The organism is Candidatus Brocadia sp. (assembly GCA_021646415.1).
Classification (GTDB): domain Bacteria; phylum Planctomycetota; class Brocadiia; order Brocadiales; family Brocadiaceae; genus Brocadia.
Genome location: SOEU01000010.1, coordinates 100,916 through 124,155 on the forward strand (window position 1 = coordinate 100,916; position 23,240 = coordinate 124,155).

Below are 23,240 nucleotides of genomic sequence, written 5' to 3' on the forward strand. Positions count from 1 at the left end.
GAAACGGGAATCACATGGGGAAAAAATCGATTGTCATTGGCCTGGACGGGACTCCTTACAGCCTTATTCATAAGTTAACGCAACAAGGTATTTGCCCAAATTTATCCAAATTACTATCCGCTGGTTCACTCCGCGAGATGAAATCCACACACCCAGCGGTATCTTCCGTGGCATGGACATCTTTTATGACAGGGAAAAATCCGGCCAAACATGGTATTTTTGGCTTCATGGATAGAATTCCCAATACCTATGATATGTACTATCCTAATTCCAGGCACATACAGGGTAAACCGATTTGGGACATCCTCAGCAGTTATAACAAGCGGTCTGTAGTAATTAACGTACCGTCGACTTATCCTGCCTCAGAAATGAATGGTATCCTTATAGCGGGATTCGTAGCAATAGACCTTGCCCGGGCATCGTTTCCAACCTCAATTGTGCCCACTTTGAAGGAAATGGGATACAAAATCGATGTTGAAACACATCTTATCCATGAATCAAAGGACAAGTTGTTTGACGACTTATTTGTAACACTGGAAAAGAGAACCCGAGCAATTCTCCACTTTATGAAGCATGAAGTCTGGGATCTTTTTATCGGAATATTCACAGAGACAGACAGACTGCATCACTTTTTCTGGGAATTTACGGAAAGAAACGACCCCAAATACAGTCCGTTATTCCTGGACTATTACAAAAAGATAGATGCAGCTATCGGCAAAATTGCGGAAAATATTGACAGTGACACCACTCTTATCCTGCTGTCTGACCACGGATTTTGTTCATTACAACAAGAAGTATTTATCAATTACTGGTTAAAAGAGGAGGGGTTTTTACATTTCAAAACAACTCCACCCAAATCTTTAGCTGATATAGGCGAGGGATCAAGGGCTTACTGCCTTGATCCTGGAAGAATTTATATCAATCTGAAAGGAAGAGAACCAAATGGCTGTGTGGAGGCAGGCAATGATTATGAACAATTGAGAAATACGCTTATATCAAAACTTACAGGTTTGGAAGACCCTGCCACAAAAACAACCATAATTGATAAAATCCACAAACGGGAAGAAATTTATCATGGAAAATATTTTGATAGAGCACCTGACCTGGTAATAGAACCCAAGCATGGTTATGATTTAAAAGGGGCTATCCATAAAGAGGCACTTCTAAGTAAGAGCGTTTTCAGTGGTATGCATACCTACGACGATGCATTCGTGTATGTGAATCACAAAAATATCACCCAGCATTCTTTAGCGATTATGGATGTTACCGCAACTATATTCCATTCATTGGATATTCCATTACCTGACGATATAGACGGTGTAAATTTTGTAAAATGGAGATAACGATTATCGGTTCCGGCACAGGGATGCCATCGAAGACAAGGGCATATCCATGTACCCTGTTAAAAATAAAAGACAAACATCTTGTTTTCGACACTGGCCCCGGCTCCTTACGACAACTATTCCTTGCGGGCGTTACCTATTTGGATATCGACCACATCTACTATTCCCATTTCCATCCCGATCACTCACTAGACCTCGTTTCGATCCTATTTGCAATGCGATATAATGAACCGAAAAGAACCAGGCCTCTTTTTGTTACAGGCCCCACGGGTTTAAGGGCATTTCATGAAGGCTTGTTATCGGTATTTGGAGAAACAATAGAACCCAAAACCTTTGACCTGCATTTAGAAGAAATCGACAAAGGGGAAATGGTCTATTGTGGTTGGAAAGTTATTGTGGAACCCATTCAACATTCAATGCATAGTATTGGCTTCCGCATAGAATCCATGGAAGGTAAAACTTTGACGTACTCTGGCGATACGGATTATTGCGAAGGCATCCTCCGTTTAGCCAGAAAAGTTAATACTCTGATTCTTGAATGCTCTTTTCCAGATGACCAAAAGGTTGAAGGCCATCTTACTCCCAGACTTTGCGCTCAAATTGCGAAGGAATCCCAATGCGACAGATTACTATTATCACACTTTTACCCAGTCTGTGATTCCAGCATAAAGAATAATATGTACTTGCCAAGGGAACTTAAAAATATTTATACCGGCGAGGTCATTTTTGCAGAAGATTTTGCAAGATTTACCATTTAACCAGCATGCATATCTCACAAGAGGTTAAAATATGAAAAATGCAAAACAACCCTGACAAAGAAAAGTATGCCATTCTCGTCGCTGATATGTTAAACGATTTTGTCAATAAAGGCGCTTCTCTCGAAGTTCCCGCAGCAAGAACGATAATTGGCAATATCAAGAAAGAAATAAAAACGGCAAGAAAAAAACATATTCCCATTATTTATTGCTGCGATGCACATAAAGATAAAGACCCGGAATTTAAACTGTGGCCAAGACATGCCGTAAAAGGAACTGAAGGTGCGGATGTTATCAAACAACTCAAACCACATAAAGAAGATTATGTGGTGGCAAAAAGGAACTATTCCTGCTTTTATAAAACCTCTCTGGATAAATTACTAAAAAGATTAGGCATAACACATTTAATAATTACCGGTGTTGTAGCGAATATTTGTGTTTTATATACTGCAGCAGATGCCTATATGAGAGGATATAAAATTATTATCCCTCATGATTGCGTTGCGGCACTTACCAGAAGCGAACATCAATTTGCTTTGCAACAAATGAAGCGACTCTTTCATGCGGAAATATTATAAAATTTCATAATTCCTCGCAAAAATGCAAAAGGGGTATATAAAACGTACATTTTTATATACCCCCTTTTCTATTCTTCAACTCTTTATTTTGAGATTGCGAATGTAGTCACGATGGTTATTTTGTACCAAAATTTCTCACAATTTCAACCATCTTCTCAATCATTTCAGGTGACATCTTTCCCTGATAACCAGGGCATTTTCCCTTGCCTGTGTTTATGTGCTTTACAAGTTGTTCATCTGTTTTCGAGGATTGAAAAGCAGGATCGGTAAAATCAGGAACACCAAACTCGTGCCCTTTAGCAGTACCCTTGCCACCATTTCCGTGGCAAAAATAACAGCTCTCTTGTACAGCAAAACCAAGACCAGCGAAAATCGTATATGGGCTCTTTGTCGTATCTCCAGGGGTATGATGGGTTAAAGCCCATACTGATGAACTAGTTACGGATAACCCCAAACCCACAACCGCTGGTATGATGTATGATAAACGCAAAAATTTCATAATTCAATTCCTCCTCGTTTATAATTTATGTAGGATGTCTAATGTATTTTATTACGGAACAAGCTTCAGTTCAGACCTATAAATCTTATGACAATTCCTGCAGGCGATAGTTAGCCTTCTGAACTGTACCTGAATTTCTTCTAGATCCTTATTTGCTGCTGCCTTATCAATCTCAGTTGAATGATAGAGAACCTCATCATTCAAAACATTATAATTCTTATCGGTTGCAAATTTGCTCTTGGAAATTTCCGTGTCTGCGTTAATCGCCTTAGCAGCTTCCGAAAATTTTGCAAATTGACTTTCATCTGCGGTAGAAAGCCCAGTCATAGCCCTCATTGTCTGAAAGTTATCCCACATTTTTTTACATAACTCGCCCTGGCTTTCCTGTCCAAAACTCACTGATGACACCGCAGCAATGAACAATGTAATCGTTCCGGCAAAAATACCTTTTTTTAGCCTCATTTTCCCCTCCTCACTTTCCTTTTTTTCAAAATAACTTTATAAACGTACATATTACTTGTCGAAGTACAACAAAACATCTGATTCTGATAAATACGAAAAAACCACAGAACAGAAAAGGGCTTTTATTCTTCAACCTGTATCTCGCAAGTTTAGCGATCAGCCCCTAATTTCAGACTTTCACTTCACCTCCCTTCATAACTAAAAACGTTGCATTGCATAGTGCAAATGTCGTAATTTAAATGAACCAACTACGCGTAAAAAACTACCCTAACGTTTCCCAACAGCTTTTTACCATATAATCGGCGAAAAATCGCATCGTTCTTTCTTCTTAATGATGGAAGAACGATCAGGAGATCAATATTGTTCAGGAACCAAGACTCACTATGTACTTGAAGCAGAAAAGGAGCATGGGAAAATGGGGTATAGCGGGTAGTAGCCAATTTTTCTACCGCTGTTACCAAAAAATCTGATGGGATCACAGCAAGATTAATTTTAAAACCCCGATTCACGGCAATATATCATTGAAGACAAAATGAGTCAAGGAAAAATTTCATGGGTAATTGAGCAAGAACCTGTAAAATTCGATTTTTTATTATATTTAACAATCTTAATATGCTTCCTGAAGAGAATCTCTACCAATCGTTTGGAATACCCGTTTCTTTTGGTGCAGGTATTTCTACTTGCCCTGGTTGTAATTCCTCCTTTTTGCCAGGATACAATTGTGGGTAAATGTGAATTCCTAAATGTTTATGACACAAAGCACACGTTTGTCTTAACCGTCTTACCTGCCATTGGGCATCTTCCAATGCACCTTTCTCGTCCTTATGGTTTGCAACTTCTAACATCTTTTCTGCCTCTGACAACATTGTCTTATTCAGATCCTGATATTTTTTATCATCAGGCCGAGCAAATTTACTGATGACTGTCTTAGTCAGCTGGACAATGTTTGCACTCGCCTCAGATATAACCTTCCAATCATTACTGGTATATTTGTAATACCCTGATATTTGTTCAACAGCCTTATAGTTCTTATCTATTTCACCCATAATCTTGGCTAATTCACTCTTTTCTTTTTCACCCTTCGGCGTCTCATTGGCTAACCCATGAGTTGCTGTGATGCATCCGACAACAATCAATCCTGCAAAAAAAATCTTTCTTACCAACTTCTTTAACCTCCACCAATGAACCAAAATTTATACCTGTATCAACACAGACTGCTACCTGTTTATCGCTGGTACGTTCATACAAACGGTCTCACCTTAATCATTTTTGTCACGTACAGCAAAGCATATAGCATACCAAAATAAACAAAAGAAACAACTCCTCCAACAACAATGATTTATTACATCAACCAAAAATCAAACAAAATATCTAAAGGAAAATAATTGGTTTAAATTAACCACAAAACGAGAAACATGAACCAAAATTTACAGGGAAAAAAAACAAAAGAAAGGCTATTATAAAAAAAATATTCTATATGTCAAATATTTAATTCGAGTAATCACCTGAGAACATGACCTGCTCAGGGGCATAAACAACGCAGCTTATCACATGCAGATGATTTCCTCGCCAATAATAAAATGAAATGGTTTTTTACAACACAAACTTAACCTTTGTCCGTAAAAATTCCCACGATTGCGCCAGTCATGCAGGTAGCAATGGTTCCAGCTCTAATGGATTTAATTCCCAAAGAGCCTATTTCGTCTCTCCTTCGTTTTTTGAAGGATCCACGATAGGGACTTTACAATAATCGGCAAAATCCGCCAGTATGAATTGTATTGCCAGCCTCACCAGTATGTCACGCAATTTAACTTTCCATCTGTTTTCACTCATAGCCCAGGCTATAGTGGTCAATGCCAGTATTCCAAAGATGCCGTGAATAATCGTTTTCCCTTACCTTTGTCCTTTATATTTCGAATTTGTCAAAAAACAAACGATAGTATTTGCTCCGTACCGAGTACATCTTTTGGGTTGTGGCTACGCCACACCAGGTTACACACAAACCTCTTATGCAAGTGCTTCTCTCGTCAGCCTTTCAGCTGTCTCAACCATATCTTTCAAATCCCCTGAAGACCGCGTCTCCACATAAAACCTTACCTTCGGCTCAGTACCTGAAGGCCTTATCAAAAACCACGACCCGTCATCAAGCACGATCTTTATTCCATCTACGCTTATTATCGTCTTGATATTTTTAATTAGATTCCCAACTGTTATTTTGTTTCCAACAGCCAGTTTCACCTGGAGGCGTGAAAGCTTTTCAAGAAGTGGCGCACCTGCCAGAGAACGATCAACCTCCACACCAGCCCTCTCCGGGAAATAAGCCCCAAATTCCCCCTCGAGTTCACGGAGATACGCACCGATATTCTTCCCGGTAACTGCCATCATCTCAATCGCAAGCAAAAGCCCAAACATCGCATCCTTCTCGAGCGTATTATTATAGCCTGATATACCGTCGCTTTCTTCATAGGAAACGATAGCCCTTTCTTTTGCGTCCTGAAGCATATACGGTCTGAAATTTTTAAAGCCAACTGCCGTCTCTTTTATAGGAATGCCAAGTTTCCCGGCAATAGCGTTTCCAAAATTGCTTGTAGCTACAGATTTTACCAGGACACCCGAAATATGCTTGTATGTATACAAAAAATGTAACGCCATAGCCCCAAAGTGGTTCATCGTAATATCCACTTCTCCATCAGTAAACCTTATTCTGTCACCATCGGGATCCATGATTACACCCAACTTAAATTTGCACTCACTCTTTCCCAATAAATCCATCACCAACCTCATATTCTTTGCTGAAGGTTCTGGTGGTATGCCTCCAAAGAGATAGTCATCATCCGCCCTTAGATATTTTATTTTCGAACTTTCACCAAGGAGTATGTTCGGCCTTTTCCTCGTAGCGCCATGGACATGGTCGATACAAACAAAACAGTCTTCCTCTTTTATAAATCGCCTTATCCTCTCAAGGTCTAAGGTGCCACGTTTTCTGAGAAAGTCCTCATAAAGTGTTATCGTATCAATTTTGTGGAAATCCGCTACTTTTGGTTCTTGTATCACCGTCTTCTCAGCCATCATCCTGTTTGCATTTTTTTCGATAACCTTTGTTATTTCTGAACCAGCCGGGCCACCATCAGATGGGTTAAATTTAAATCCCGAATAATTCGCAGGATTGTGCGAAGGTGTAAGGTTTATCGAGCATGCCGCATTTAGCATGTCAATAGCAGCAGAAAATTCCGGTGTAATAGCTTCCCCTGCGTAATAGACCTTTATCCCCTCTTTCACTAGCAACCCCATTACGGATAAAGCGAATTCTGGCCCTAAAAACCTATTGTCATGGCCTACTATCACACCACGTCTTTTAACCTCATCAAAATCCGTTACTCCAAGCGACTCCATCACCTCTTGTCCACCAGTCCTGAACATTTCTATAATCGCCGTAGTTATTATACGCACGTTATGAAAGGTAAAATCTGTACCTATTTCACCTCTCCAGCCAGATGTCCCGAAAATGATCTCAGCCGGTGAAATGTTCTCTATCGCAAACCTTTTAATTTCTTTGAGAAGGCCAGCGTTCCTTTTCACGTCTGAAAGGATAACCTTCCAGCATTCAGTTGCATCTTTAAAATTATTCATTTATATATCTACCTCCGGAATAATCGCAATATACTTCCTTGCATTTTAAGAGTTTTACGTGCCAGAACCTTTTCTTTTTTTGTCTTTGATTTTACCTGCATTTTCAAGGCTTTCAAGGAAATTAACTTTAGTTATTGACACTATAATCTTATTTATTTAAGCTAACCGTAGATATCTGAAAAGCCAGCTCAGGAGTAGATAAACAATTTATACAGGAGGTTTTTGAGATGAAATATCAGGTAGGCAAAATAGGAAGAGTTGTTGTCGCAAGATTTGAAGACAAAGAAGATGTCCTTGGGAATCTCAGTAGCATAGCAAAAAAAGAGGTCATTAGCTCGGCAGCATTTTATCTGGTAGGCGGTATGCGTGAAGGGAAGATCGTTGTCGGGCCTGAAAAAGATGAACTCCCTCCGACCCCGGTATGGAGAGAGCTTGGCGAAAGCCACGAAATCGTCGGTTTTGGAACCATATTTAACCAGAACAACGAACCAAAGGTCCATCTACATGCCGCGTTCGGCAAAAAGGATAACGTAAAAGTAGGATGCCTCAGAGAAAATTCCAGTACATTTCTCGTCCTTGAGGCAGTAATTATCGAACTCAGCGGAATCAATGCCGTGAGGGAATTTGACCCCGTGTCAGGATTAAATATACTTAAGCTTTAATAAAAAATCTTTTTAAAGTTAAACAAATTCATTATGCATAGATATTTTCCATCCAAGATTGGTATGCGAGGAATATCAAATGTACCCGGAAATTCATTTTTTACTGAACGATAGAGAAATTTGCATCTCTGGGCATCCCGGTATGCCAGTGTTGGATTATCTCCGGAGAAGAGAAAGATTGATGGGTACCAAGGAAGGTTGCCGCGAAGGTGACTGCGGGGCGTGCACGGTGCTCGTTGGCGAACTATCCGGTGAGCAAATAGTATACAAACCTGTTACCTCCTGCCTGATGCCATTGGGAGAATTGTATGGAAAACATCTTGTTACAATCGAAGGATTGAATATGCCGCACCTCTCGCCCGTACAGCAAGCTATTGTGGATGAAGGGGCTACCCAATGTGGTTTTTGTACACCGGGTATTGTCGTCTCCATCACAGGCTATTTGATGGAAGACCATCAGGAAATCACTAAGGAGGGAGTAAAGAAGTACCTCAGTGGACACCTGTGTCGTTGTACCGGATACCGTTCCTTAAAGCAAGTTGTAGGTCATTTTAAAAAGATGTTAAATAACAACAAGGGTATCGAGTTTCTTGTTATTAATAAAATGCTTCCAGGATATTTCCTTGAAATTCCAGCCAGGTTACGCAGGATTCCCGAAATAAGCTTTCGTGAGGAGGAAGAAAAACCAGACTTTTTTATTGCAGGAGGTACTGACATTTGCATACAAAAAGACGAACTCCTCACTGAATCCCGGGTTTGTATCCTCAACAGGCGACCGGAAATGAAGGGTATATTTAAAAAGAATGGTTATCTGCATATTGGTGCATTAACGACTTTTGAAGAATTTTCCCAACATACCGAGACAATCAAAATTATTCCATACATCCGGGAATATATGTTTCAGATTGCCTCTTTGCAGATTCGTAATCGTGCGACCCTGGGGGGGAATATTATCAATGCCTCGCCGATTGGCGATATGACAATCCTCCTGTTGGCGTTGGAATCATTGTTAGTTTTCAAAGATGGTGAAAAAGAACGTACCGTGCCCATCACGTCCTTTTACAAGGGTTACAAACAGCTTGATAAAACATCAACAGAAATCCTGACAGAGATTCTTATTCCCGAACCGACCTCCGGTACCCTGATCAATTTTGAAAAGGTCTCGAAAAGGAAGTGTCTTGATGTTGCCTCTGTCAATAGCGCCATAAAAGTACGTTGTGAAGATGGGATCATTCGCGAGATTGGTCTGGCGATGGGCGGTGTTGCACCAATCCCTTTATTCCTGAAGGTAACCTGTCAATATTTCCTTGGCAAGCAGGTATCCAGGGAAGTCATTGAAGGCGCTTTTCTCATTATGCAGCAGGAAATTTCTCCCATAGATGACATCCGTGGAAGTGCAGATTACAAAAGGCTTTTAGCCCGCCAGTTTTGCATTGCCCATTTTACAAAAATTTTTCCGGAAAGGGTGAAAGCGAGGGATTTCTATGGAACGTATTGATGCCGCTGCTCATACGCGTGGCGAATCTCAATACATCGATGATATGCCCCTGCCGGGAGAAATGCTGTATGCCTGCGTTTTCTCTTCTCCCGTGATGCACGGGAAAATACTTTCATTGCATATCGAAGAAACATACTCGCTGCAGGGAGTAGTTACTGTTTTAACTTCAAAAGACATACCCGGCGAGAACCAGATCGGCCCGATCATCTATGATGAAGAATTGCTGGCGAGCAGTGAGGTATGCTATGTTGGACAGCCCGTGGCAGTAGTAGTGGGAACGAGCCCGGAAATTGCCCTAAGAGGTGTTAAAAGAATTGTTATGAATGTCGCCGAACTCCCTGCGGTTACTGATCCGAAGGAAGCTTTTCTGCAGGGTAAAATTATTGGCGTTCCGAGGACCTTTGTGCTCGGGGATGTGGATGCAGTATGGCAAAATTGTGACTTTATCGTAGAAGGCACTTGCGATATCGGAGGTCAGGAGCATGTTTACCTTGAAACCCAGCGGGCACGTGCAATTCCACTGGAAGGGAATAGTATCCGTATTTATTCAGCAACGCAGGGTCCAAGTGCTGTACAGCGGCATGCAGCAAAAATCCTGGGAGTGCCCGCTTCTTCCATCGAGGTAGATGTTAAACGGCTGGGAGGCGCATTTGGCGGCAAAGAGGATCAGGCAACACCATGGGCATGTATGGCAGCCCTTGCGGTCTGGCATACTCAAAAACCGGTGGAACTGGTACTCCGACGGGCTGACGATATCAGGATGACAGGCAAACGACATCCGTATAAATCCGACTTTAAAATTGGTGTGACCAAAGAGGGTAAGATACTGGCATATGAGGTCAAACATTACCAGAACTCCGGAGCCACGGCAGATTTATCTACCGCAGTTTTGGAAAGGACACTCTTTCACAGCACGAACAGTTATTTTGTCCCGAATGTACGGATATTTGGAGTCTGTTGCCGAACCAACCTCTTATCAAATACCGCTTTTCGGGGTTTTGGTGCTCCACAGGGGATGTTTGTCATTGAAAGTGCTATCACAAAAGTTGCTGAGAAATTGGGCATACCGCGGGAAGAGATTCAGCAGAAAAATCTCCTGAAAGAAAATGACCTTTTTCCTTACGGCCAACGCGCAAGGAATTGCCATATTCAAGCCACATGGAATAAGGCCGTGGAAAGATATGATTTGCCAAAAATCCGTCAGCGTATCGAGGACTATAACCAGACCCATTTTGAGACGAAAAAAGGGGTTGCCCTGATGCCGGTTTGTTTCGGTATCTCTTTTACAACAACCTATATGAACCATGCAAGTGCTTTAGTTCATGTATATACTGATGGCAGCGTAAGTGTTTCCACAGGTGGAGTAGAGATGGGACAGGGTCTGACTACCAATTTAGTTATTGCTGCCGCAAGAGCCTTTGGAATCGAAGGTCATCGCATCAAGATCGAAACCACAAATACAACGCGAATTGCTAACATGTCACCCAGCGCTGCCAGTTCAACAACCGTTTTAAATGGGAACGCAATGCTACGGGCGATCCGGCAGATTCTTGACCGGCTGAAGTCTCTTATAATTCAGGAACTTCGTGTTCCGGACAAGGATAAAATCACCATCGTTGACGAAAAGGTTTTTTACGATGGACATGAAACAGGCTGGGGGTGGGAACAATTGGTTCAAATTGCTCATTTGAATCGTATAGACCTTTCTGCACACGGTTTTTTTGCCTCACCGGAAATATATTTTGATAAAACAAAAGAAAAGGGCCACCCTTTTGTGTATCACGTCGTCGGGACTGCGATTATCGAGGTAACACTGGATTGCCTGCGCGGCACATATGATATTTGCTCGGTAAAAATTGTGCATGATTTGGGCAGGCCGCTCAATGAACACGTCGATCGTGGTCAGGTCGAGGGTGGACTGGCTCAGGGATTGGGGTGGATGACAATGGAAGACTTGCGATTTAATGAAAAAGGCCAAGTGCTTTCAGGTGCCCTGGCAACTTATAAAGTCCCCGACGTTTATTTTATACCCGACGACATTGAGGTGGAGTTTCTGGAAAATGGAGAAATCCTGGGGCCTTATGGAAGCAAAGCGGTTGGTGAACCGCCCTTGATGTATGGGATTGGAATTTTCTTTGCGCTCCGTTATGCCATGCGTGCCTTCAAACCTCACAAAGAGTTTACATTCGCTTCGCCCCTGACACCGGAACGCATCCTGTTGCAACTGCATTCAGAATATTTGAATAAATAAAGGATGCGTATTTACACAGATAATACTAAAATTCGTTGGCGTGTTTTGGGTTTGTAATTTTAAAGTTTAGGAATTTCAAACTTTCTGCTACTGCCTTACACACCCCCAACCCCTCTCAAGAGGGGATTAGAAAAGTCCCCTCCCGGGAGGGGATTCAGGGGTGGGTTTTGTCTTATTATAAAAAGTCGTCGAAGGCCTAATTTAATGATAGGAATTTCAATCACAGTTTCCCCTCTTTTTAGAGGGGAGATTTAAAAGTCGCTGCCAAAGGCAGCCTAATTAATTATAGTGAACGAATTAAATAAGTATACATCACGTACCCTCTCATCAAGGGAGGGGAAATAAAGTACACCTTTAAATAATGAGATATAGAAGTACCCATCTCCCCTGGCGGGAGAGGGTAATGGTGAGGGGGGACGTATACTTAATTTTTGTCATTACTAAAGTTGTATTTTCAAACTTTGCATTCGTTGTGTCTCTGAAGTGGGACAATTTGACCGGGATATAAGTTATGAGGGAAGTCGTTGAGGAAGCTCTTCGTTTAACAGGTAAGAACGAATCTTTTGTAATAGTTACCGTAACATGCACCAGAGGTTCCACTCCCCAAAAGGCCGGCGCTAAATTATTAGTCCGCCAGGATGGTAGCCGTGTTGGCACCCTGGGCGGTGGTTGCATTGAAGGGGACATTTGGTGCCTGGCTAAAGAGATTTTGCATAAACAGGGTGGCCCATTGTTGCGCAAGTATGATTTGAATGAAGAATTTGCAGCCAGGGATGGCCTGGTCTGCGGTGGAACAATGTATTTTTTCCTAGACCCCATTTTGAAACCAGATTATTTTAAACCTTTTATCACTGAAATTGTGCAGGCCTATCGTGGTAATTCATCAGTAGCTATGGCAACTGTGGTCAGTATTTCCAATATCCAATCAAATTTGGGCTCAAAGTTGCTCATTAAGGAAGACAGCTCTACCAAAGGAAGTTTAGGTGATCCTGAAACAGACCATGAAGCAAGTTCAATTGGCCGTGCAATTGCTTCATGCGGTGGCAATAAAATATTCCAGACAAGGGATGGGAAAGAAATCTTTGTAGAGGGCTATACATCCCCACCAATACTTGTCTTAATGGGCGGGGGACACGTCAGCAAGGCAACTTCCAAACTAGCGGCTACATTGGGATTTCGCATCTACGTAATTGATGACCGACCGGAATTTGCCAGTAAAGAACGTTTTCCGGAAGCTGAAGGTGTTGTAGTTGCTGATTTTGATAAAGGGCTTGAAAAGATACCCGTTAATCCCAACACTTACATTGTTGTAGCTACGCGCGGACATCGGTATGATGATATGGCATTGTCAGCGGCAGTTCAAACACATGCCCGCTTTATAGGACTGTTGGGAAGCAAGCACAAGACTCTTGAGATTTACAAAGGCCTCATACAAGCAAACGTCCCGTTGGAACGTTTACAAGAAGTGCGCGCCCCGATAGGGCTCAATATCGGTGCACGCACTCCCGAGGAATTAGCAGTCAGTATCATGGCAGAAATCGTTATGATTCGTAATGGGGGCGACGGCGCTCCCATGAAGATGGACGCGAAGCATTTGAATAATTTGGTTGTAAAATTGTAAGAATTTATTTTTTGGAAGAAATCTATGGAAATTTTAAAGGCAGTTAAAGAGAGAAGGAGTATAAGGAGTTTTCAGAAAAAGGACATTTCCGACGAAATTGTTGATAAGCTCATAGATGCATTAATATGGGCACCGAGTGCTGGAAATCTGCAGGCAAGAAAGTTCTTTTTCATTAAAGATGCAAAACTTAAAAGGGGAATTGTCTCAACTGCTTTAGGCCAAAGTTTTATTGCTGAGGCACCTCTTGTAATCGTCGGTTGCACCGACAGCAGGATCTCCGGCAGATACGGAGACAGGGGTGTATATCTTTACTCCATTCAGGATGTTGCTGCCAGTATTATGGGTATGATGCTGGTAGCGCATGAAAACGGGCTCGGCACGGTATGGGTGGGCGCGTTTGACGAGGAAGAGATATTCAATCTTTTAAATTTACCTGAAAATCTCCGTCCCATTGCGATAGTGCCTGTTGGTTACCCCCTCAGGATTCCTTCACCCCCTCCGCGTGTATCAAGGCATGAAGCCGTGGAGTTTCGATAATCAAATGTCCGGATAGCTGTAATAATTTAATCAGGCCTTCGCTACTCTTCCAATGTAGCGCGAAGGGTCTCTTCGCTTTACAACCGCAGCTTTCGCTGGTTCAATCGTCCTCGATTGAACCGAAACATTTGATATAATCCCACATCACAGCATAAATTCAAGCTTTAGAGTGCTGTTCAAATATATGGTTCAACCTGCAAGATTGAACCAGCCTTGAGCGGCTATCCGATGTCCTAAAACCCATATAAATAAAATTGGGCATGGACAAACAAGTTTGTCTGTGCCACTCTCGAAATTTGTTTAATGAATCTAAACCCCCTTGTTACGGTTACACATGATGCATTAGAGTATTACGCCGTAAAACTTTTTTAGGAAGTTTTTTCCTCCCCACCATCGTTTGACTAAACGCTCACGACGAAGTCCTCTCCTTGCGAAGGAGAGGAAAAAGGGGTGGTCTTTGGTTGCGGCTGTTGCTGCATTGTGCATCATTCAGTCTTTATGCCTGCAACCCGCAAGGCCTGCCACAACCCCTTCCAGGGCACTCACCACATACGCAAGCCGGTCGTAATCGATTTTGTCAGGAGTATCCTCCTGAGTATGATAATAGGGATACCGGAAAGGTGCGGTATCCGTCACCATAACCCCTGGATATCCTCCCTGCCAGAATGCCCATTGGTCAGACCAGCCCACGCCTACAAGCCTTTCTGGTAATACTGCTGCTTCAGATGGAAATTCCGCATAGCGGCGAAACAACCCCACCACATCCCGCACCAGTTTGCGTGATTTGATATTTCCAACGAACGCTATAAAATTTCCCGTGGTCGGATAAACGAGACTCAGAGGAGCGACGGGATAATTCTGACTCCATTTTTCGTCGGAATAGTATCCGATAGTTTCCAGGCTGAGCATGGCGACTATGTTTTCGTTGCGTTGACGGCATTGCTTCACGTAAACCCAACTGCCCATATCTTTGCTTTGAAAGTAGGGCGGCTCTTCATTGACGAACATTACAAAACGAAGTGTTCGCAGGGTTTGTTTACTGGCAAAAGCGCGCGCTAATGCCAGCACAGCAGCCGTTCCTGATGCGTTGTCATTGGCCCCTGGTGTGTCTTCGAGCGAGTCGTAGTGCCCACCAATTACCACAATTTCGCCAGACCTTTCTGAGCCCGTGATTTCCACTTCGAGATTATAACACATTCGCCCTTGCAGACCTCTCAAACTAACTTCATAGCCTTGCCGACGGACTTTAAAGCCAGCTTGCTGAAACGATGCCTCGATAAAATCAGCCGTGGCACAGAGATTTTCATAGTTCGTTTTGACATTACGATCACCGATCTCACCGGCTAGCTTATACACATCTCTTCGCAAGATTTCCCGTAATAATCTTTGTTCCTCCGTCAGGGGAGGCATCGGCCCTTGATAGCTTTTACCCGGCATCCGAAGCATAACAAACCATACCCCACCAAGGATAAGAGCGATGACAGAAATAACGGGAACTAATATTTGTACAGCCCGTATTCGAATCATTTCTCTTTATAAGCAATGGTATAAACCTTACCATTCAAATCGCAAATATAAATTTCATTATTTTTATCTATTCCAAAAGATGAAATATTGACATTTTCTGTTAATAAAAGGGAATTTGTGACTGGATTTTTGCCGTCATAATACAATGCCCAGATTCTCCCGCTGCAAAAATCGGCATAAATATATTTTCCATAGAGTTCCGATAATTTGGTTCCACGGTAAACATAGCCTCCCGTTATTGAGCATCCGCCCTGATCATCGTGCCCATATTCCCATATAGGCATGGTAAGTCCTGCGGTATCACAGTCGGTGGGTGGATTAAAGCAGTGATTCCCCTCCATAATCCTCCAGCCATAGTTTTTCCCTTTTTCAATGATATCGATTTCTTCCCATAACTCCTGACCCACGTCCGCTACCCAGAGGCGTCCCGTAACCGGATCAAAACTAAACCTCCAGGGATTTCGTAAACCGTAGGCATAAATTTCTTCCTTATAGCCCTGTGTGTTTCCTTTAAACGGGTTATTATTGGGAATGCAATATCTTTTATTTTCTGATGTACAGTTCACGTCGATACGCAATATTTTCCCCAGTAGGATCGATTTGTTTTGTCCGTTGTTCTTTGGATCTCCGCCAGAACCACCGTCTCCCAGTGCCATATATAAATAGCCGTCGGGACCAAAGGCAAGTTGACCGCCATTATGATTGCTATATGGCTGGTTTATTTCAAGCAAAATAAGCTCGCTCTTTTTATCTGCAATATCAGGATTTTTTGAACTTACCGAGTACCGGGCGATAATAGAGCGGAGGGGATTGGGAGTTGTGTAATTGACATAAAAGAATCCGTTTTTTCCGTAGTCAGGATGAAAGGCGAGTCCCAGCAGACCTAATTCACCGCCATGGATTACCTTGTCTCGTATGTCTAAAAAAACCTTAGCGGATTTTGCTGACGGGGTATTTTCAAGGACATAAATTAAGCCGGTTTGGGAAACAACAAATACCCTGTTTGTTCCATCACCGGCATGTTGGAAATCGAGGGGATTCTTAAAGGAGAGATTTGGGAAGGCATTTAATAATTTGTACTGCTGATTTTCTCTGGCAATTATAACAGTGGATACGGAGAGCAATAAAAATAAGACCGCTACTTTATGAAGAAACGTCATATTAATTCCTCTATTTTTCTACTTCAGCATACGGGATATTTTCCTAACATTTTGCAATTCTTTTCAATGTCCTAAAATATACCCCTATTTTGCACCCTTATTTTATAATGGTTTTTCTCTGTTGAAACAACAGAATATTAGTCAATTTTATTCATGCAAATACGACCCTCTCACATTGAACTGCTCGTTGGTTTGTGTTTATTCGTGTTTTATGGTACATTGGTGTCCTGAAAATATTGTTGTGTTGATAAAATTTATTGAATTGTTTCCATATACGTAATGTTATGCCAAATTATAAAGAGCGCAGTGATCAAATGAAAGAAGCTCCTACACGTATAGAGCGGTTCTTCCGGCGATTACAGGATCATCCTTTCGTGAGTGTTGTGCTGATTGTCTGTCTAATTATCATCGGTGTGGCTAAATTCACAGACGCCATAGAAAAACTTGTGAAACTCGGACAGAAATACGTATTCACTTTCTCTCCGCAAATGAATCGTGCAGCGTCCGATGCTCTCGGACCGAAACCGGCAGTGCCCATCGCCTCCGAAATAAGGCCTGTCGATTCCAAGCAGCTTCTTCCGAAAGAACAACCGAATAGAGGACCAAAATCATCGAAAGAAGTGCCTCGTGAGGTGGATGGCAAGCTGGCTGCAACTCTCAAGACAGTGCCGCCTGCCCACGAGATCCGGGAAGTAGTCAGCGTCGCCGCATCTGCCTTACGGGGCGAAACCACCAGTGATCGCGTACGCAGTGTTGCAGCACTGTTGAGCAACTTGCCGGATGACCTTAACGCTAGAGAGATCGCACTGTTAGTGGGGAACGAGACAACGGGTCACCGGGAGCAAATCCTAAAGCTACTGGTCAAGCGCACAAGACCACGTTCTCTTGATCCGGAAGATATTCCGTCGGTTCTTGGCATGGAAACTACTTCAAACAGAGTTAACTGTATTCGCATCATTGCACAATGCATCAGACCTCCAATCACAGGAAATCTCAGGCTGCTGCCATCCTTGGTTCAGAAACGTACTCAGACCGTGTAGCGTGCCTGAGGTTGATTGCTCCTTTACTGCGAAAGCCGCTTTCTGACTCTGAAGTCAAGAGCGTTCTACGTTACACATCGACATCCGACAGGACTGAGGCGATAAAGGTTCTGTTCGGCCAAGCGAACGACAGGGAGTAAAGGAACTAGTTTTTGTAGGTTGGGTTGAGGAACGAAACCCAACAACCTAATATGGCGAGGAAATAATGCAATATCGCAGATCACAAGCGCAAGGTGCAACGTTCTTCTTTACCGTAGTAACATACGATAGAAAGAGGATATTATTTCATGAGGCAAATGTAGCGCTGACAAAAGAGGCTTTCCAGCATGTTATCAAACAACACCCCTTTCAAATTCGGGCTTTTGTCTTACTTCCTGATCATATCCATTGTATTTGGACATTACCAGAAAACAATAATAATTTGATGAAAATGTGGGCCATGAATAAACTCAATTGTTGGGTTTCGTTTTGCACAATCCAACCTTCACAACTCATTACACATGCAAAGATATCGTATGCAATATTTAGCATGTGGTCTCATTCAGGACACGGTATATATACTTTGAGTAGCTTTAACTTCGCATGTATCTCCTTTACCAATGCCACATCTCTCCATTATTTATGGATTACTACTGTCCTTCCACAATTGGTAAGATTTTCTAACAGTATACAAACACATGTATTGTTTTGAGCTTTTTAATAAACTTGTTAAAGTTTATTATCTGTAATATATTATGACGAGGCTGAGAACCAATAAGCAACAGAAATTACGGCAAATTCATTTTGTCCGGCAAAAAGCGGGAAATATTTTAGACACAGACAATGTTCGCAATTAAACCACGGATACTTGGCATTATATTAACCCTCTACGCTTTGAGCGTTTTTTTCCTGGGACTAAATTCTTCCCACGTACACGCAATCGTATCTGCTCAGCAATCTTCAATAGATTGGCGGGATATAACTCACACGATCATAGAGGTGCCCGTAACAATCGGTTATTTGGTGGGAGGAATTGCTTCGCTTTTTCTGAAGCAATGGGCGAAGTTACTCGTTCTGGTCTCTGTCTCTATCTCGCTCATCTTTACCATTACGGATTTCGTTGCATCATTTTATATCTTGCCAACAGACACGAAATGGGAAATATCTCTTCTGAGTTCGTTTTACACATCGTATCTGTCTGCAATTCCAGATTTTTTCATTGTGTTTCTTGTCCTATCTGCAAAGTTTCCAGAAGGTTCAGTTCAAAAATTTCAGTATTCAATTGCAAAAATAAAAACTTTGCATGGTCGGCAATTGGAAATTACTGAGGGGAAAAAAAGAAAAATACGACAGATTTTATTCGCTATTGTATTGGGTATTGCAGTGGCTATTTTTCTGAATTCTTTGTTGCTCATATGGATGGGAAATGTAGTAATAAAGTATTTTCATCTGTGGTTTTTCATTCTTTTTGTAATCCCTATTTTTTGTGTAACAAAAGGTGTGTTGTGGATATTCCGCAGGGAGTTGTTGTCTGATGTGCCATGGATTGTTATTGCGTTTATTGCAATTCTTGGCTGGCCATTATGTAATTATGTACCTGTTGGGATAAGGATTTCTCAATTGAGGTTTCTTACAAAGCAGGAAATTCCACTCTATCCGGATACAAAGAGAACAAGAATCCTTGTACAGCCCGTTGCAATGGATGCTCATGGTTATTATCGTGTTTCTCTTGTTATGAAAACGCCGGCAGACAGGGAAGATATTGTACCGTTTTACCAGCGAGAACTGAGGCGTCGTGGCTGGAAGGTGAGTAACAAAAAATTCCCTTTTCCAGATGATACAACGTACTGGTTTGAAAAAGAAAAAAAGTTTTTAACTGTTGATACCGCTCATCCTGGTAAGGTTGAAATTACCCTCTACCTTAAGTAAAATGCAAGGAGATGGATACCTGCTTCCGGAGGAATGACTGATTGTGATCTAACCGTAATTTTGATTAACCACTTTTTATCCATTCTTATCTGTATCAATCTGTGTTTCGTTTACAGAATTTCGATTATACATCCCGATATAATCATCTTATGGTTGAAAATTTTTGATATGATAGCCAAAACCTGGTGCTCCTCAAGACAATCTGTGTCCTATGGAAAAAGCCGCTTACTTTTGTCCTTAATTTTCTTTCTCCTTGTGATTTGTGGCGTTTGCTGTACGAGCCTCAAGCGTTTTGCATACGAGGGGTTCGGGAGGGATAGATGGCAATATCCGGAACAGGTAATCCGTGTGCTGGAGATACAGACTGGCCAGCACATCGCCGACCTTGGTTCCGGCAGTGGCTACTTTACATTCCGTTTGGTGGATGCAGTTGGTCCAAACGGCAAGGTATATGCCGTGGATGTTGACCAGGGGATGAATACATATATAGAGAAACAAGCCAAAAAAAGAGGTTACCAGAATATCGAGATCATTCTGGCTCAGCATCATGATCCGCTTATTCCGGAAGATGGGGTAGACTTGATCTTTACCTGTAATACGTATCATCACATTAAAGACAGGGTGGCGTATTTTTCTCAAATCCAAAAATATCTCCGGCCAAGCGGTCGCATCGCAATCATCGACTTCAATGGCAAAGGGTGGTTCCAAAAGATTTTTCCTCACTTTACGGCAGGCGCGGTGATAAAGAAGGAGATGGGGTCGGCCGGCTATCGACTACAGCACGAATTCGGCTTTCTGCCAAGACAGCATTTCCTGGTATTTTCTCGAGATAGAGAATAATCTGAATTTTTTAGGATACTCATACACTTTTCACTTTTCCAGAGAACGATCCCCATGAGTTCAGTAGCTCTTCTTCCTTGTAAACGGGGACATTTCATGGTATCTTTAACCAAAAAGAGAAAAATACCTATGATAACGATCAGAAAACCGGAAGATATTTATCAGGCGGAAGGAGATATCCAGAACGGCACATTTCATGGCCGCTGGCACTTTTCTTTTGATGAATACCATGACCCTCAATATATGCAATTCGGCACTTTACGGGTATTTAATGACGACACCCTTTCCCCGGGTGCCGTATGGCCTTTGCATTATCATCGGGAGATCGAAGTGGTAACGTATTGTGCAGATGGAGAATTCCGCCATGCGGACGAAGATGGAGAGGGCGGAGTCTTACAAAAGGGCTGGGTACAGCACACAACGGTCGGCAAAGGCATGTACCACTCTGAAATTAACAATCTTCTGGATAAGCCAATGAGATTTATTCAGATGTGGTTCTTCCCCTCTGAAAGCGGTCTGGAACCCTCAGTGGAACAAAAGAGGGTGGAACGTGCAGAACGGACAAATCGATTCCTTCCCCTTGTTTCCAGTGAACACAAGGATGCACTCCCCATACGCTCCAATGCGCAGGTTCATTCCTCTTTCCTTCAGGCTGGACTGACACTCGATTACCGGATTAAAGATTGGAGAGGAGTCTATCTCTATGTCCTCGATGGAGGACCTGTCCAGTCAAATGGCCATACCATTGCCACCTTTGGTGCAGCAAAGGTTGTCGAAGAGACAGATATTCACGTTAAGGCAGAAACTGACGTAGAACTCCTTCTTGTGGATGTGCATCTGATTTAGAGGGAATGATGGGTTCGCTCCGCTGCTATATGAATGTCAAGCCCCGTTAGGGGCAAAATATTAATAGAGAAAGAATCTTACATAAGACCTTAGCTCTGTCGGAACGATACGTGAAACACATAAACAACATATCGTTCCGATGGAGCTTAGTATTGGTGTAAATTGTTTTTTTATTAATATGCTGCTCCTAACGGAACTTTTCATGGTTTTTTTAACTATGATGATACCTGGTTCGAAAATAAGGCCTGACAAATAAGTATAAGTATACCAATACTATAGGACAGAAATCGCATTTTCATCGTTTCAGGGTGTTGCTAGTGCAACATGATGACTAACCCGAATGAGCCGGAAAAGACAAAATCCGAAACACGAAAATTGTGAGCCAACCCTGTCAGAGTTTCAAACACTGGCGGGGTTAGTTTTATTCATATTTTGCTAAAAATGTCAAAATATTTTTTATAAGATGCCTAATTTCTGACTTCTTACTTTTACGGATTATTTATATCAGATTGCATGCAAAATGTTTAGAGTAGTAACAAATCTCGATGACCTGATCAAGGTGTTTATCGTACGCGGTATCGTGTTTATGGAAGAACAAGGAGTCCTCTATAAGATAGAACGTGACGCATATGACTACTCAGCAACGCACATTTTGGGAGAAGAGAACGGGGAACCTTTTGCAGCAGGCCGCATACGGGTACATGGCGAGTATGCAAAACTGGAACGCATTGCGATACGGAAATCATACCGTGGAAAAAATCTGGGCCACAAATTGACCGGGTTTATGATAGCAACTGCAAAAGAACGCGGCTTTAAGAAGTTCAAGGTACATGCCCAGGCATCTCTTACCGGCTTTTATCGGAAACATGGGTTTGAGATCATTAGCGATATATTCAAAGAGGCTGGTATTGACCACTATGTGATGATCCGTAACGATTTGGAGTAGTAATGTACATATGGTTTTCAATGCATGATTCCCGGTTTTGCCAGATAACAAAACACCGCTATGGATGTAGTAAATTGTTCTACTAAACTCCTCCTAGACACTCTTTATTATAATCACAAATCTGTGCCATCTGCGAAATCTGTGGTTCCTGTAATTAAGTCTTTAACAATAAATACGAAGAGCGGAAAGGAGGATATCATGCAAAAGGAACAACATGTCTGCACCGTGTGCGGCTTTAATATGGTGGGCTATTATCCGGACTTTTGCCCATTCTGCGGGGCCCCGAAGGAGAAATTCATTACTTCTGAGGAATGCTCTGCAACATACAAAGTCAAGGACACATCAGTAACTGGAAAGGTCACGCGCTTAAACTCCGTTCCGACTCTTGGTTTTGAGCATGCTGCCTACCGTATTGAGACAGGTGAGAAGGCATTCTGGATAGATTGTCCTTCTTGCTTCGACACGGGACTTAAACCGGTAGATACCATCACGTTTACCCATCATCACTTTCTCGGTGCAAGCAATCAGTACCGTGACTTATTCCACGCCCCGGTGCGGATCCATAAATTGGACTCCGCACACAGCATCTGTCTTGCCTTTACCTTCGATGTAACCTTTACTGAAAATTTTACTGAACTGGGCATCGAGGCATTCCATATCGGCGGTCACACACCGGGCTTCACCTTTTACCTCTTCGAGGACGTACTCTTTATCTGCGACTATGTATTTCTCAAGGGAGACGAAATGCGCTTCAATCCCTTTGGTCCACAGAAAGAAACCAGGGAATGCGCGACCAAAATCGACAGGATACTACAAGGCAGAGAATTAGACAAGGTCTGTGGGTGGAATTACGTGTCTGCCTATAAAGACTGGAAAGAAAAATTCGACAATCTGCTAAGAAAGGGCTAAATCATACTATTCGATCCGGATTCGTAACCGTTTTTGGTACCGTTACTGAATAATTGAAACAGTTTAGTTTTTTGAAAGATGAGTTGTGCTTTTTAAGTCCCTATAGGGACGTGAGGCAATAGGCAGGCAATTTATTGCCTGTATTTTTATCAAATAGAAATACAGTCCCGTAGGGACGATTGAGATGATTTTGTATCCATAATCTTCATTCGCCCCTACAGGGCTTAT

21 protein-coding genes and 1 pseudogene are annotated in these 23,240 nt (G+C 42.2%); 15 read left to right on the forward strand and 7 right to left on the reverse strand.

Features of this window, described 5'->3' with window-relative positions:
- The first annotated feature begins 14 nt into the window (after positions 1–14).
- From E3K36_09900 to E3K36_09910, 3 genes are read left to right on the forward strand one after another with little or no spacing between them, the layout of a single operon-like run.
- Entirely contained in the window at positions 15–1,343 is a 1,329-nt protein-coding gene (locus E3K36_09900; protein MCF6155546.1) for a hypothetical protein, read from the forward strand.
- On the forward strand, positions 1,334–2,101 hold the full coding sequence (locus tag E3K36_09905) for a ribonuclease Z (GenBank protein MCF6155547.1): 768 nt from the start codon (positions 1,334–1,336) through the stop codon (positions 2,099–2,101). The genes E3K36_09900 and E3K36_09905 overlap by 10 nt, the downstream gene beginning before the upstream one ends.
- A 38-nt stretch (positions 2,102–2,139) precedes the next feature.
- Positions 2,140–2,676: a cysteine hydrolase gene (locus E3K36_09910; GenBank protein ID MCF6155548.1), complete on the forward strand. Its 537-nt coding sequence runs from the start codon at positions 2,140–2,142 to the stop codon at positions 2,674–2,676.
- A gap of 115 nt (positions 2,677–2,791) precedes the next feature.
- Here the strand turns inward: E3K36_09910 and E3K36_09915 are convergent, their stop codons facing one another.
- The 5 genes from E3K36_09915 to E3K36_09935 all read right to left on the reverse strand — a co-directional run bounded on the left by E3K36_09915 (position 2,792) and on the right by E3K36_09935 (position 7,267).
- Positions 2,792–3,175, reverse strand: a complete 384-nt coding sequence (locus E3K36_09915; protein MCF6155549.1) for a cytochrome c — start codon at positions 3,173–3,175, stop codon at positions 2,792–2,794.
- 51 nt (positions 3,176–3,226) lie between these two features.
- Positions 3,227–3,637, reverse strand: coding sequence for a hypothetical protein (locus tag E3K36_09920; protein MCF6155550.1), 411 nt, complete (start codon positions 3,635–3,637; stop codon positions 3,227–3,229).
- A 632-nt stretch (positions 3,638–4,269) separates the two neighbouring features.
- Complete coding sequence (locus E3K36_09925; protein ID MCF6155551.1) at positions 4,270–4,800, reverse strand: hypothetical protein; 531 nt, start codon at positions 4,798–4,800, stop codon at positions 4,270–4,272.
- Positions 4,801–5,332: 532 nt separating this feature from the next.
- On the reverse strand, positions 5,333–5,491 hold the full coding sequence (locus tag E3K36_09930; GenBank protein ID MCF6155552.1) for a hypothetical protein: 159 nt from the start codon (positions 5,489–5,491) through the stop codon (positions 5,333–5,335).
- A 153-nt stretch (positions 5,492–5,644) separates the two neighbouring features.
- Positions 5,645–7,267, reverse strand: a complete 1,623-nt coding sequence (locus tag E3K36_09935; GenBank protein ID MCF6155553.1) for a phosphomannomutase — start codon at positions 7,265–7,267, stop codon at positions 5,645–5,647.
- Positions 7,268–7,494: 227 nt separating this feature from the next.
- On the opposite strand from E3K36_09935, the gene E3K36_09940 reads away from it, so the two are divergent.
- The 5 genes from E3K36_09940 (at position 7,495) to E3K36_09960 (ending at position 13,836) form a co-directional block, all read left to right on the forward strand.
- Positions 7,495–7,929: a DUF296 domain-containing protein gene (locus E3K36_09940; GenBank protein MCF6155554.1), complete on the forward strand. Its 435-nt coding sequence runs from the start codon at positions 7,495–7,497 to the stop codon at positions 7,927–7,929.
- Between the two features lie 79 nt (positions 7,930–8,008).
- Positions 8,009–9,427 carry a 2Fe-2S iron-sulfur cluster binding domain-containing protein gene (locus tag E3K36_09945; protein ID MCF6155555.1) on the forward strand — a complete coding sequence of 473 codons (1,419 nt, stop codon included), beginning with the start codon at positions 8,009–8,011 and terminating at the stop codon, positions 9,425–9,427.
- Positions 9,414–11,678 (forward strand): xanthine dehydrogenase, encoded by a 2,265-nt coding sequence (locus tag E3K36_09950; protein MCF6155556.1) that lies wholly within the window; start codon positions 9,414–9,416, stop codon positions 11,676–11,678. The genes E3K36_09945 and E3K36_09950 overlap by 14 nt, the downstream gene beginning before the upstream one ends.
- Before the next feature lie 511 nt (positions 11,679–12,189).
- Positions 12,190–13,299, forward strand: coding sequence for an XdhC/CoxI family protein (locus E3K36_09955; protein MCF6155557.1), 1,110 nt, complete (start codon positions 12,190–12,192; stop codon positions 13,297–13,299).
- Between the two features lie 24 nt (positions 13,300–13,323).
- On the forward strand, positions 13,324–13,836 hold the full coding sequence (locus E3K36_09960; protein ID MCF6155558.1) for a nitroreductase family protein: 513 nt from the start codon (positions 13,324–13,326) through the stop codon (positions 13,834–13,836).
- Between the two features lie 489 nt (positions 13,837–14,325).
- Here E3K36_09960 and E3K36_09965 read toward each other — a convergent pair whose 3' ends face one another.
- Entirely contained in the window at positions 14,326–15,282 is a 957-nt protein-coding gene (locus E3K36_09965; GenBank protein MCF6155559.1) for a M28 family peptidase, read from the reverse strand.
- Between the two features lie 77 nt (positions 15,283–15,359).
- Positions 15,360–16,523 carry a glucose sorbosone dehydrogenase gene (locus E3K36_09970; GenBank protein ID MCF6155560.1) on the reverse strand — a complete coding sequence of 388 codons (1,164 nt, stop codon included), beginning with the start codon at positions 16,521–16,523 and terminating at the stop codon, positions 15,360–15,362.
- A gap of 284 nt (positions 16,524–16,807) precedes the next feature.
- Here E3K36_09970 and E3K36_09975 point away from each other — a divergent pair, with 284 nt between their 5' ends.
- The 7 genes and pseudogenes from E3K36_09975 to E3K36_10005 all read left to right on the forward strand — a co-directional run bounded on the left by E3K36_09975 (position 16,808) and on the right by E3K36_10005 (position 23,012).
- Positions 16,808–17,563, forward strand: coding sequence for a hypothetical protein (locus E3K36_09975; GenBank protein MCF6155561.1), 756 nt, complete (start codon positions 16,808–16,810; stop codon positions 17,561–17,563).
- A gap of 205 nt (positions 17,564–17,768) precedes the next feature.
- Positions 17,769–17,978: pseudogene (locus E3K36_09980) on the forward strand (transposase).
- Between the two features lie 407 nt (positions 17,979–18,385).
- On the forward strand, positions 18,386–19,471 hold the full coding sequence (locus tag E3K36_09985; protein MCF6155562.1) for a hypothetical protein: 1,086 nt from the start codon (positions 18,386–18,388) through the stop codon (positions 19,469–19,471).
- A 33-nt stretch (positions 19,472–19,504) separates the two neighbouring features.
- Positions 19,505–20,311, forward strand: a complete 807-nt coding sequence (locus E3K36_09990) for a class I SAM-dependent methyltransferase (protein ID MCF6155563.1) — start codon at positions 19,505–19,507, stop codon at positions 20,309–20,311.
- A gap of 129 nt (positions 20,312–20,440) precedes the next feature.
- Entirely contained in the window at positions 20,441–21,157 is a 717-nt protein-coding gene (locus E3K36_09995) for a pirin family protein (protein ID MCF6155564.1), read from the forward strand.
- A gap of 520 nt (positions 21,158–21,677) precedes the next feature.
- Positions 21,678–22,103, forward strand: coding sequence for a GNAT family N-acetyltransferase (locus E3K36_10000; protein ID MCF6155565.1), 426 nt, complete (start codon positions 21,678–21,680; stop codon positions 22,101–22,103).
- A 198-nt stretch (positions 22,104–22,301) separates the two neighbouring features.
- The gene (locus tag E3K36_10005; GenBank protein MCF6155566.1) at positions 22,302–23,012 is read left to right on the forward strand and encodes an MBL fold metallo-hydrolase; all 711 of its coding nucleotides are present in this window, start codon (positions 22,302–22,304) and stop codon (positions 23,010–23,012) included.
- Positions 23,013–23,240 lie beyond the last annotated feature (228 nt).

Excerpts from the sequence above, each read along its gene's own strand:
- E3K36_09900 (MCF6155546.1), top strand. The coding sequence starts at position 15 with ATGGGGAAAAAATCGATTGTCATTGGCCTGGACGGGACTCCTTACAGC.
- E3K36_09905 (MCF6155547.1), top strand. The coding sequence starts at position 1,334 with ATGGAGATAACGATTATCGGTTCCGGCACAGGGATGCCATCGAAGACA.
- E3K36_09910 (MCF6155548.1), top strand. The coding sequence starts at position 2,140 with ATGCAAAACAACCCTGACAAAGAAAAGTATGCCATTCTCGTCGCTGAT.
- E3K36_09915 (MCF6155549.1), bottom strand. The coding sequence starts at position 3,175 with ATGAAATTTTTGCGTTTATCATACATCATACCAGCGGTTGTGGGTTTG.
- E3K36_09920 (MCF6155550.1), bottom strand. The coding sequence starts at position 3,637 with ATGAGGCTAAAAAAAGGTATTTTTGCCGGAACGATTACATTGTTCATT.
- E3K36_09935 (MCF6155553.1), bottom strand. The coding sequence starts at position 7,267 with ATGAATAATTTTAAAGATGCAACTGAATGCTGGAAGGTTATCCTTTCA.
- E3K36_09940 (MCF6155554.1), top strand. The coding sequence starts at position 7,495 with ATGAAATATCAGGTAGGCAAAATAGGAAGAGTTGTTGTCGCAAGATTT.
- E3K36_09945 (MCF6155555.1), top strand. The coding sequence starts at position 8,009 with ATGTACCCGGAAATTCATTTTTTACTGAACGATAGAGAAATTTGCATC.
- E3K36_09950 (MCF6155556.1), top strand. The coding sequence starts at position 9,414 with ATGGAACGTATTGATGCCGCTGCTCATACGCGTGGCGAATCTCAATAC.
- E3K36_09955 (MCF6155557.1), top strand. The coding sequence starts at position 12,190 with ATGAGGGAAGTCGTTGAGGAAGCTCTTCGTTTAACAGGTAAGAACGAA.
- E3K36_09960 (MCF6155558.1), top strand. The coding sequence starts at position 13,324 with ATGGAAATTTTAAAGGCAGTTAAAGAGAGAAGGAGTATAAGGAGTTTT.
- E3K36_09965 (MCF6155559.1), bottom strand. The coding sequence starts at position 15,282 with ATGCTTCGGATGCCGGGTAAAAGCTATCAAGGGCCGATGCCTCCCCTG.
- E3K36_09970 (MCF6155560.1), bottom strand. The coding sequence starts at position 16,523 with ATGACGTTTCTTCATAAAGTAGCGGTCTTATTTTTATTGCTCTCCGTA.
- E3K36_09975 (MCF6155561.1), top strand. The coding sequence starts at position 16,808 with ATGCCAAATTATAAAGAGCGCAGTGATCAAATGAAAGAAGCTCCTACA.
- E3K36_09985 (MCF6155562.1), top strand. The coding sequence starts at position 18,386 with ATGTTCGCAATTAAACCACGGATACTTGGCATTATATTAACCCTCTAC.
- E3K36_09990 (MCF6155563.1), top strand. The coding sequence starts at position 19,505 with ATGACTGATTGTGATCTAACCGTAATTTTGATTAACCACTTTTTATCC.
- E3K36_09995 (MCF6155564.1), top strand. The coding sequence starts at position 20,441 with ATGATAACGATCAGAAAACCGGAAGATATTTATCAGGCGGAAGGAGAT.
- E3K36_10000 (MCF6155565.1), top strand. The coding sequence starts at position 21,678 with ATGTTTAGAGTAGTAACAAATCTCGATGACCTGATCAAGGTGTTTATC.
- E3K36_10005 (MCF6155566.1), top strand. The coding sequence starts at position 22,302 with ATGCAAAAGGAACAACATGTCTGCACCGTGTGCGGCTTTAATATGGTG.